This window comes from Kitasatospora sp. NPDC058478 (genome assembly GCF_042720345.1).
Classification (GTDB): Bacteria; Actinomycetota; Actinomycetes; order Streptomycetales; family Streptomycetaceae; genus Kitasatospora.
Map to the genome: position 1 here is coordinate 3,374 of NZ_JBHXML010000125.1, position 10,153 is coordinate 13,526.

The following is a 10,153-nucleotide window of genomic DNA, read 5'->3' on the forward strand; positions in this document are numbered from 1 at the left end:
CAGCTTCTGATGTGTATAAGAGTCCGCCCCGGGCCCGGGGCGCCGGGACTCAGACCGACTGGAGTTCGAGGTCGAGGTCGATCGCGCACCCGTCGCGGGCCGCCCGGGTGTCGGGATGGTCGACGCCCAAACGACGGGTGAGGCCGTCGAGGGCGTGGGCGTGGTGTTCGGCGGCCTCGACCGGTCGGCCGAGGACGCGTAGGGTGCGGGCGAGGTTGGCGGCACAGGCCAGTGCGTCCGGGTGCTGCGTGCCGTAGCGGGCACCCAGGTCGGCCAGGGCCTGTTGCAGGAGGGGCAGCGCCGTGCCATGGCGGCCGGTGTCGGCGTAGGCGTTGGCGAGGTTGATCACCGTCTTGAGGGTGAACGGATGCGTCGGGCCCACGGATCGGCCCAGCGCCTCCGCCGCCGCCTCGCCGCGCACGATGGCAGCCTCGGCGTCACCGCTGGTCCTCAGGTAGAGGGCGAGGTTGGCGGCGCAGGCGAGGGTGAACGGGTGGTCTGCGCCGAGCAGTCGCTCGTACGTGGCGTGGATCTGGACGGTCAGGTCTCGGGCGAGGCCGTGGTCGCTGGCGGCGCTGTGGTCTGCGGCCAGGTTGGCCGCGCAGATCAGAGCGTCCGGTGTGTCCCCGCCGTAGCGTTCCCGGTAGCGCTCGTAGGCGGTGGCGTTCTTCGTACGGGCCTCCTCTAGCCGGCCTGCCCGGCGCAGCGAGACGGCCAGCGAGGTGTCGTTGCGCAGCCGCTCCGGCAGGTCGGGGTCGAGGACTGCGGCGAGGCCGACGGTGACCTCGCTCAGCAGGGCGATCGAGGCCGGAAAGTGGCCGAGGTCGCGCAGGTCGCGGGCGAGGCAGTACTTCGTCGAGAGGGTGGCCGGGTGTCGCAGGCCCAGCACGGCCTCTCGTCGTTGCAGGGTCTCCTGGTCCAGGTCGCGGGCGGCCTGGCTGTCCCCGACCAGCCGGTAGTCGATCGCCAGGTTGTTGGCCATGGCCAGGGTGCGCGGGTTGTCGGCGCCGAAGAGTGTGGTGAGGCGGGCGTAGGTGTCGAGGTCGAGCGCGAGCGCGAGCTGGAAGCGGCCTAGGCCCCGTAGGTCGGCGGCCAGTGACCCGGCGGTCATCAGGGCGTCCGGGTGGTGTTCGCCGAGGGTGGTCCGCTGGCGTTCCAGGACGTCTTCGTCCAGCGTCAGCGCTTCGGTGTAACGTCCCAGTGAGCGACGGATGTTGGCGTGGTGGAAGCGCAGCCGCAGGTTCTGTGGGTCGTCCGGGCCGAGTTTGTCGGTCCATACCGGGATGAGGGTTTCGCTCAGGCGGTCGGCGCTGTGCAGTTCAGCGCGCTTCCACAGGTAGCGGACGCGGTCGATGAGCAGTTGCCGGGGCTGTGGGGCGTCGCATTGGTGGGTGGCGCAGGCGGTCAGGTGCGGCCAGATCTCCTCCAGCGCGGGCCAGCTGGCCGGATTGTCGATGTCGTGGTCGGCAGGGCGCGCGGCGGCCAGGATGAGGTGGACGTCGTGGGCGGCCCCGCGCTGCTCCTCTGCGGTCATTGTGCTGCGGATGACCGCCTGGACGAGCCGGTGCAGTTGGATGCCGGTGCTGTCGACCCGGGCGAGGGAGTAGCGTCCGATCTTCTTGATAGCTGCGCCGAGGTTGATCTGGGTGGCTGGTCCGTCGGCCCGCTCTCCGTAGAGCGCGTGGAGTATCTGCTCGTTGTCGTAGACGAGCCGGGTGGAGATGGGCTCGGGGGCGAAGAACGCGCACAGCTGCAGCAGGCGGGCGGCCGCGGGGGCCTCGGTGCGCAGCCGGGTGATCGAGACGTTCCAGGCGGCTGCCACCGTGGCGGGGTAGTCCACTGGTCGGCCCATTGAGAGTACCTGGGCGGCCGCTCTGCGTAGTTGGGCCAGGTAGGAGTCGACGGGCATGCCGGTGGCGTCCAGCCAGGCGGCGGCCACCTCGATCGCCAGGGGGAGGTCGCCGAGTTCGTGGGCCACCGCGTCGGCGTTCGGTTCGGTCAGGCCTGCGACGCGGCGGCGCAGGTGCTCGATGCTCTCGCGGCGGGTGAAGACGTCCACGGCGAGGGCCTCGGCCACCCGGTTCCACTCCGGGTTGCGGGAGGTGACCAGGATGTGGCCCGAGCCTCCCGGTAGGAACGGGAGGATCTCGGCGGGGTCGTCGGCGTTGTCGAAGATCAGCAGCCAGCGGGCGGCCGGGGTGCCCCGCCGCAGGGCGGTCAGGGCGGAGTTGGCGGCCTCGGCGACCGAGTCGCCGACCGGCAGGCCGAGTTCGCGTGCCAGGTCGGCGAGCGTGGGGCCGATCAGCTCGGGCTGTTCGGCGTCGATCCACCAGACCAGGTCGTACTCGGCTGCGAACCGGTGCGCGTACTCCAACGCGATCTGTGTCTTGCCGATCCCGCCGAGGCCGTAGAGGGTCTGGGAGCTGGGCAGGACGGCCGCCATTGCGCCGCCGAGCTGCCGGTGTAGGTGTTCCAGGACCGTGCTGCGGCCGGTGAACGACAGGTGGCGGGGCGGGGCCTTGAAGTGGGCCGGGCCTGTACCGGGGTAACGCAGGCCGGTGAGGTCGGGTGGTCGCGGTGCGCCGCCGAGTGCGGCGAACAGGGCGGCGGCGGCCTGTTCGGGGCGGTGGCCGGTCAGCTCGACGGTCGGGCCCGAGGGGTGGGAGGCCGGCGGCGACGCGGCGTCGATGCGTGCCGTCACCAGGGCGTGCTCGACGGGGTCGGCACAGCATGGCGAGCGTAGGTAGGCGGTGGACAGCAGCACGATCGTGCGGTCCGCGTCGGCTTCCTCGCGAAGTGGGCCGAGTCCTGCCGCGGTCAGGACGGCCTCGATCCACCGGGCCCAGACCTCGTCCTCCGGGGCGTGACGTAGGGCGATGCCGGTGGCCGGGGCCGGTGGGGCGCACAGCGGGCAGGGCACGTGCCGGCGCAGCTGTACGGATCCGCGGTGCAGGCCGTACGGGTGTGGTGGCGGGCCGGAGCCGGCCTCGATCAGCTGGTCGGCGGCGGCGCACAGCTCGCCCGGTCGGCCGCCTGCCGCGTCGGCGGCTGCGGTCAGTTCGGACTCCGGGGCGCCGAGGTCGTGGACGGCGAGGCGGTCGGCCAGGTAGCCGACGGACTCCCACGTGGTGAAGTGGCGCACGGGGAGCGTCGCGCGCCGTCGGGTGCGCAGTTGCCGGTCCGTGCTGCGGGTGGTCACCACGAGTTCGCTCCTGGGGGCCGGGTCCGGCCACAGGTCATGGATGTCTCTGCGGTCGGCCAACGCGTCGAGGACCAGCAGCCACCGGCGGTTCGTGGTGTGCAGCCACGCGAGGAAGGCTGTTGCGGCGTCGGGTCCTTGGGCCAGCCCGAGGTGAGCGGCCGCCCGGGCGTAACTGTCCCGTACAGCGGTCCGGCTCGATGCGTCGGTCCACAGGAGCAGGTCCACGGTGCCTTCCCGCAGGGCGGACTGGGCGCGGTGGGCGGCGGCCTGGGTCTTGCCGGTGCCTTGCGGTCCGCTCAGTACCGTGGCGGTGCCCGTGCGCAGGGCGCGGTCGACGCAGGGGCGGTGGTGGTAGCAGTCCGCGACCGTGGGGACGGTGCCGATCTGCATCGGCCAGGTGAGGGCCGGTGGGGTGGTGGGACTGTGGACGTGGATGTCGCCGCGGACGCTCCCGGCCACCACGCCGCCGGAGTTGACGAGGTCGTGCTGGCTGCGCACGCCGGTTCGCGGACCGGCGGGGCCGTGCTCGGCTCCGGGGACGGTCAGCGCGGGTCCGTTCCCGGCGGGGTAGGGCGGTCGGGTGCGCCGATGGTGACCGAGCCGCTGAAGTCCCGGCCGATCGCGCCGCCCTGGTTGTCGATGTCCCGGCCGGCGGTGACTCCACTGTTGTCGGCGTGGACCTGGGGAGCGGGGTCGGCGGGGGCGGTGACCAGCAGGGCGCGCAGTTGCTCGGCGGCCTGGGTCTGTTCGGCCGGTTCCAGTCCTTCCAGGAAGTCGGCCAGCCGGGTCTGCCAGGTGTGTTCCTGTCGCTGTGCAAGGGCTGCCCGTTCCTGCGGGGCTGCGGCTTCCAGTTCCTGACTGGTCCGGTCGAGGCGTGCCTGGGCGAGGCGTTCGTCCTCGGTCCGCCCGCGGCCTAGCAGGCGGGCGATCCGTTCCCGGGTGGCCGTCCACACGTCCGTTCCGGCGGCCTGGACGATCCCGGTGCCCCCGGCCGCAGCCAGTGCGCTCAACGTCTCCGACAGCATTCCCGGCTACCCTCTATCCCTCGGTGGTGCTCCTTGCAGAACTGACCGACATTCAACTCCAATGGCTTCATCGAAAGAAGACCGCCGTCCCGCCGCCGTCCGCGCCGCGGCCGTGTCCCGGCGGGCAACCCGCTCACCGGCGTCTACCTGCGCGCCCTGTCCGAGCTGGACGAGCGCGGTGCCGACCTGCCGGATATCTTCGGCCTGCAGCATCGGATGCGACTGGTCGCAACCGGTGTTGGCGCAGGTCCGACCGGACGATGAGCGGCTTCTCGTCCTATGTCACCTGCTCGCCCACTACGCGATGAAGACCGAGGCGATGTGGAGGCCGCCCGGCAGGGGCTGGGTGAGGAGCACCTGGCCGAGTCCGCCCGTCTGGAGGAGGCCGAGCGGCAGGCTGCCCACGCTGTCTGGGCCGACGGGTACTGGGCCGAGCTGTCCGGCGAGGACCGGGCACGCGGCCGGCTTCAGCACATCGACGACGAGCCGGTCGCGGCTGGTGCGGCGTAGCAGCGACCCGGGCGGCCTTGGCGGAACTCGGTCCCTGCCCGCTGCCGCCCGGCTCAGTGCGGTGGCTGGGAGCGCTGTGCGTACAAGGCAGCCGCCATGCTGACGGTCCGCCAGGCCAGGTCCGTTCTCGTGTGCAGCTCGCCGGGAGAGCCTGTCAGGCGTAGGGATGTCAGGTCGCCGTCGGTGGCCTGGACCTCGCGCTTTAGCTGGGCGAGGGAACCTTTGAGGTCGCCGTGGGCAAGGGCGCGGTCCGCGGCGTCGACGTCCGGCCGGTCAGCCGGGCGGCGGCGTTGCTGCTTCCGGTGTCCGTACCTGTCAGCCCTTTCCGGGCAGTCTGCGCCACCGCCGGCAGAACTCCAGGGTCGCTTCGGCCAGCCGGTCCACGAGTGAGAACGGGAACAGCGAGACCGGGCCGGAGTAGGACCTCTCCGCTTCGGGGATGGTTCCGGGGTGCCACCGGAAGTACAGCCTGAGCTCGCCCGGAGTAGTGCCAACCGAGTCCAGGCGCAGCTGCCGGTCCGCCTCGTTCGTGAAGCGTGGCTTCGCCCAGTGCATGGACACCGTGGCGATCGGGGCCTCGCCCGCGGGGGTGCCTGTGAGGGCTATCGACCAGTTGGAGCCGTCCACCCGGTATGGGTAGTTGGCTGCCTGGTCAATGAGGTCGCCCAGGGTGGTCGCTGGGTCGACGGTGAAGTCCCAGTGGTGTGGTGGGTCGTCTCCCGGGTGCACGCTGTCGCGCGTCAGGATCACTCGCATGCCCGGCACGCTAGCCCGCCAGATCCATTATCGTCAATCTGACATAAATGCCTGGTCGGACCGCCTGCCGGACCTGGCCAGAGCAGGCGCCAACGCCAGTCCTGACCTGCCGGTCCGCAGTGCCGTTGGCGGCCGGTACTGTGCGCGGCGGTCCCGAGAAGACGGGCACGGCGACGGCGCCGGTGCTCCCTCCCGCGGCTGCCAGCGGTCCCGGTCGGCAAGGGGGCCGCCGGGATGCGCGGCGCGGCGGCAGACCCGCGACCGGCCGCCGAGGAGAACCCGGCCACCGCCGAACTGCTCACCACCGTCCCGGGCGGCCTGGCGCCGGTCGTAGGCGGCGCGGTTGTCCGGGTTGTCGAGCGCCTCGGTGAGGTAGTGCCGGCCGGGGCGGCCGTAGCGCCACCACACCGGCCCGAGCGGCCCGTGCTCGGCCAGCAACTCCAGCTGAACCTGGCCACCGCCCGGACGGCCCATCTACGGACGTACTCACCGGCCGCTGACCTGCGCCAACAGCCGGAACTCACCGGCCGGTGCCCGGAACTCACCAACGCCCCGGGCGAAACCCCCCAGCGCAGGTCAGCGGCCTACGCCGGGGTGAGACGGGGTTATGAGCCGTGCCGCTTCTCCTCGGCGGCCGCGACTTCGGCGGCGGCCCGCTCGCGCTCGGCATCGGTGCCGTCCTGCACGACGCGCGGAGCTCGGAATTCGGGATGCCGGCAGCACCCGAGATGACGGAGGCCGGCACCCCGGCTGTGAGGTCCCGGGGCGCTGGCCGCTTCAGTGTGCGCTCTCCAGACGTACGGACGTGTCGGTTGAGGTGGTTCGGCTTGTCCGCCAGCGGCCGATCCCCGTCCCGCCCGATGGACAGGCGGACGATCCGGCCGCCCGGTCCGGAGAGCGCAGCGCGCCGATGCTCAGCCGCCGCTGCGCGAGCACATGGCGAGGACGAAGAATGCGACGATCACGATGGCGATCCAGCCGAGGCACCCCAGCCCGTCCGGGTTGCCGGGCGCGATCTGCGAGGCGCCGCCCGGCTCGAGGTGCGGGTGCCGCCTGGCTCGACGTGCGGGTGCCGCCTGGTGTAGTGATCGAGCAGGTCCTGCTCCGTCGTGGCCTCGGTGGTCCATTCGGTCTTGAATCCGCACTCACCACAGTGTCCGCGGAACTTGGCCATCGCTTTTTCCCCTTACTCCTTGCGTCTCACGTCGCGGCGGGCGTTTTTCTGCGGTCGTCGCCGACCTTGATCCGCCGTGCGGCTTCCCTCCGGGAAGTCCACCACAGATGTGGTACCCCGTCCGTGGTGATATAGTCAAGTCGCGGCCAGGAAAGGAAAATTGACGGTGAATCATGATCGACGGGACCTGCTGCGTGATACAGCCATCGATGTGCTGGCCGAGGCGGGCGGGCGCGGGCTGACACACCGGGCCGTCGACACGGCCGCCGGGGTGCCGTCGGGCACCACCAAGAACTACTTCCCCACGCGGGACGCCCTGCTGGGCGCGGTCGCCGAACGGTGCGCCGAGCAGTACCGCATGGTCGCCGAACACATCGCGGCCTCCGGTCCAGGGCCCAGCGACCGCGAGGGCCTGGTGGCCATGCTCGCAGGCCTGCTGGAGAACGTCGCCGGACCGGGCCGCCCCAGAATGCTCGCCTACCTCGAACTCCAGACCGAGGCCACCCGCCGCACCTGGCTGTCAGCGATCCTGGACCCGATCTCCGCCGCCGACTTCACCGCCTTCGAACACGCCCAGCGCGCGGCCGGCCTGCCCGTCACCCCGCAACGATCCGCCGCCGTCACCCTCGCCCTGCACGGCGCCATCCCACACCTGCTCGGCGCCGGCCCCGACACCCCGGCCGCCGCCGGCCTCGACAACCTGGACCGCTTCGTCCGCGGCCTGCTCGCCGCGGTCTACCCGTAGCACCCCGATCAGCGCCCCCGGCACCCCGCCGACACCGAGTTCCCCGGCACGCCGGGCAGGCGCCCGCGACCACCACGACCACCGGCTGGTCGGACCCGCCCCGGCACGTCGGCCACGCGGCGCCCGGCCGAGCAGGCCGGGGCAGTGGTGGATGGCAGGCCGGCGGCGCCGGGCCACGGCGGCGACCGGCCCTCCGGCCGTGCACGGCAGCGCGGCCTGCCGCCAGGCCGGATACCTCCAGCGCCGCTTCGACAGGGACCTGCCCGCCCCTGCGTGCCGAAAGCCCGCACCCTCCTGGCCGGCCTCGACGACGACGAACGGGCGCAACGGGCCCCGCGAGGCACGGGCGGCCCGGCGGTCACGGTGTCCGTCGGCGGCGGGCTCGTGGGCGTTGCGGGTGGCCGGCCACGTGTGGGCGCGGCGCATCTCCTCAACGTGTGTGACCGCGTCGGCCGGTGTCGTGCCCGGCTGAGGGTGTGGCGTCGAGCTTCGATCGGTCAACCCGAGTTCGCTGTGCGGCGGGTGCCGGTTCGCCCGCCTCGGCGCCGTTGCTCGGAAAGTCCCCACTTCTGCGGTGACGTGCGTGATCGGACGGGTCTTGCCATGTTCGATCCACCGGTGGCGGCCTTCTGGGGACAGTGGCGCGTTTTACGTGGGTCACGGTGCCGTCGGGGCGCTGCGGGAGGTGTGGTGTTGTGCGCGGGTGACGATGAGTGAGACGTTCTGTCCGCCGAAGCCGAATGAGTTGCTGAGCACGGCCTTCTGGGGGGCGTCTCGTCGCGCTGTGGCGACATCGAGATCGATGTCGGGTGCGATGCCGGCTGCGGTGAGGTTGCGGGTCGGCGGGATGACGCCGTGTTCCACGCTGAGGACGGCGATGAGCGCCTCTATTGCGCCGGCCGCGCCGAAGAGGTGGCCGAGTGCCGCTTTGGGGGCAGTGACGGTGGCGCGACCGAAGACCTGTCTGATCGCGCGTGCCTCCGCGGTGTCGCCGGCCGGGGTTCCGGTGGCGTGGGCGTTGATGTGGCTGATCTGCTCGGGAGTCAAACCGGCTTGGGCGAGGGCCTTGCGCATGGCGGCGACCTGGCCGGAGCCGTCGGGAGCGGGCGCCGTGATGTGGTGGGCGTCGGCGGCGATGCCGGCTCCCGCGAGCACCGCGTGGACGTGTGCGCGCCGGCGGCCGGCATGCTCGGCGCTTTCGAGTACCAGGACGGCGGCGCCTTCGCTGAGGACGAATCCGCTGCGGTCCCCGGCGAAGGGGCGGGACGCTGAGGCGGGTTCGGCGGTGTACCGCGACAGTGCTTGCGCCTGGGCGAAGCCGGCGACGGTGATCGGGGTGATCGCGGCCTCGGTCCCGCCCGCGATGACCACGTCCGCCTCGCCGGCACGGATGAGCCTGGCCCCCAGGGCGATCGCCTCGGCGCCGGAGGAGCATGCCGAGACAGGGGTGTAGGCCCCGGCCCGTGCGCCGTATTCGATGCTGATCAGCGCCGCTGCCGCGTTGGGCATGAGCATCGGTACCGTGCGTGGCGAGACGCGCCGTGTCCCGGCCGTCTCCAGTACGTCGTCTTCCTTCAGCAGTGTCCGTACGCCCCCGATGCCCGTGCCGATCGCTGACGCGAGCCGGTGCGGGTCCACCTGCGGGGCGCCGGCGTCGGCCCAGGCTTCCGCCGCTGCGGTGAAGGCCGCCTGCTGTGAGCGGTCGAGCCGCCTGGCCTGCGCCGGCGGCAGCGACTGGGCGGGGTCGATCGCCATCGTGCCTGCGGCGGTGTCGGGAAGGCCGGCGTCCTCGTGGCCGCGCAGGGCGCCGCCGCGGATGCCCGACCGCCCCGCGAGCAGGGCTTGCCAGGTGGACTCCACGTCTGCGCCCAGTGGTGTGATCGCGCCGAGCCCGGTGACGACGACTTCGGTCCTGTGCATGCCACTCAACCTTTCTTGTATGCGATACAAGCGAACGGGCCTAGTTGTATCACATACAATTCGGGTGTGGAGAAGAAGCGAACCGAAGCCCGACCAACACCGGCCCGGTCGCGTGACCGCGGTCGCGCGACCAGACGCCAGCTGATCGAGGCGACTGCACGGCTCTGCAAGGAGCGGCCCGGCGCCGAGGTGAGCGTCGCGGAGATCGCGAACGCGGCAGGCGCCTTCCCCAACCAGGTCACCTACCACTTCGGCTCCAAGGACTCCCTGCTCGTGCACGCCGCCTTTCTCGGCCTGCTGCACGACGCCCGACGGATCGAGCGCATCGGCCGCCAGGCCCCCGATGCGGCGGCATTTCGGCGCAACATCGCCCGCGCCGTACTGGCCATGCCCTCGCTCCCACCGGTCGCACGGGCACTCGCCGCCGGGATCTCCAAACCCGAACTCGCCCCCGTCGTCGACCGGCACCTCCAGCTGCTGTTCCGGCAGTCCGAGCGCTTCGTGAGCCAGCTCATCGACCGTCGCGGCTGGAAGGTCCGCCGACCGCTCGACGTGGAGGCCAGGACGTTCTGGAGCACCGCGCTCGGCGCAGTGCTGCTCGTCCGCGCCGGGGCACACGGCACCGTCGCCGACCTCGACCTCGCCGGAGCACTGACCATCCACGACGAACCCGAACACGGCTAGCCTGCGCGTTTCACTTGCGGTTGTGTCCGGATCATGAGCGGGAACACGAAAGTGCCTTCTGCGCTGCAATGCCGGTGAGTTAGGGCGTTTCCGCAGGTAGGGGCGGGTGCCAGGCCACTTTGAGGGTGTACTGAACG

The 10,153-nt window shown here is 71.9% G+C and carries 7 protein-coding genes; 3 read left to right on the top strand and 4 right to left on the bottom strand.

The features are described 5' to 3' along the window. Positions 1-49: 49 nt before the first annotated feature. Together fxsT and ACFWPT_RS39760 are read right to left on the bottom strand one after the other, a co-directional pair. Positions 50-3,700 carry an FxSxx-COOH system tetratricopeptide repeat protein gene (gene fxsT / locus ACFWPT_RS39755; RefSeq protein ID WP_380487853.1) on the bottom strand — a complete coding sequence of 1,217 codons (3,651 nt, stop codon included), beginning with the start codon at positions 3,698-3,700 and terminating at the stop codon, positions 50-52. 44 nt (positions 3,701-3,744) lie between these two features. Continuing rightward, positions 3,745-4,227 carry a hypothetical protein gene (locus tag ACFWPT_RS39760; protein WP_380487855.1) on the bottom strand — a complete coding sequence of 161 codons (483 nt, stop codon included), beginning with the start codon at positions 4,225-4,227 and terminating at the stop codon, positions 3,745-3,747. A gap of 321 nt (positions 4,228-4,548) precedes the next feature. Between ACFWPT_RS39760 and ACFWPT_RS39765 the strand changes: the two genes are divergently transcribed. Beyond that, the gene (locus ACFWPT_RS39765) at positions 4,549-4,737 is read left to right on the top strand and encodes a hypothetical protein (RefSeq protein ID WP_380487857.1); all 189 of its coding nucleotides are present in this window, start codon (positions 4,549-4,551) and stop codon (positions 4,735-4,737) included. A gap of 315 nt (positions 4,738-5,052) precedes the next feature. Here the strand turns inward: ACFWPT_RS39765 and ACFWPT_RS39770 are convergent, their stop codons facing one another. After that, positions 5,053-5,493 carry a hypothetical protein gene (locus ACFWPT_RS39770; RefSeq protein WP_380378929.1) on the bottom strand — a complete coding sequence of 147 codons (441 nt, stop codon included), beginning with the start codon at positions 5,491-5,493 and terminating at the stop codon, positions 5,053-5,055. 1,340 nt (positions 5,494-6,833) lie between these two features. On the opposite strand from ACFWPT_RS39770, the gene ACFWPT_RS39775 reads away from it, so the two are divergent. Beyond that, complete coding sequence (locus tag ACFWPT_RS39775; protein ID WP_380487859.1) at positions 6,834-7,412, top strand: TetR/AcrR family transcriptional regulator; 579 nt, start codon at positions 6,834-6,836, stop codon at positions 7,410-7,412. 657 nt (positions 7,413-8,069) lie between these two features. Here the strand turns inward: ACFWPT_RS39775 and ACFWPT_RS39780 are convergent. Further along, entirely contained in the window at positions 8,070-9,332 is a 1,263-nt protein-coding gene (locus ACFWPT_RS39780; protein ID WP_380487861.1) for a beta-ketoacyl-[acyl-carrier-protein] synthase family protein, read from the bottom strand. A gap of 66 nt (positions 9,333-9,398) precedes the next feature. Between ACFWPT_RS39780 and ACFWPT_RS39785 the strand changes: the two genes are divergently transcribed. Then, positions 9,399-10,016, top strand: coding sequence for a TetR/AcrR family transcriptional regulator C-terminal domain-containing protein (locus tag ACFWPT_RS39785; protein WP_380487863.1), 618 nt, complete (start codon positions 9,399-9,401; stop codon positions 10,014-10,016). Positions 10,017-10,153: the final 137 nt, after the last annotated feature.

Bases quoted from the DNA above. Each gene is read 5' to 3' on its own strand.
- ACFWPT_RS39770 (WP_380378929.1), bottom strand. From the start codon at position 5,493: ATGCGAGTGATCCTGACGCGCGACAGCGTGCACCCGGGAGACGACCCA.
- ACFWPT_RS39760 (WP_380487855.1), bottom strand. From the start codon at position 4,227: ATGCTGTCGGAGACGTTGAGCGCACTGGCTGCGGCCGGGGGCACCGGG.
- ACFWPT_RS39780 (WP_380487861.1), bottom strand. From the start codon at position 9,332: ATGCACAGGACCGAAGTCGTCGTCACCGGGCTCGGCGCGATCACACCA.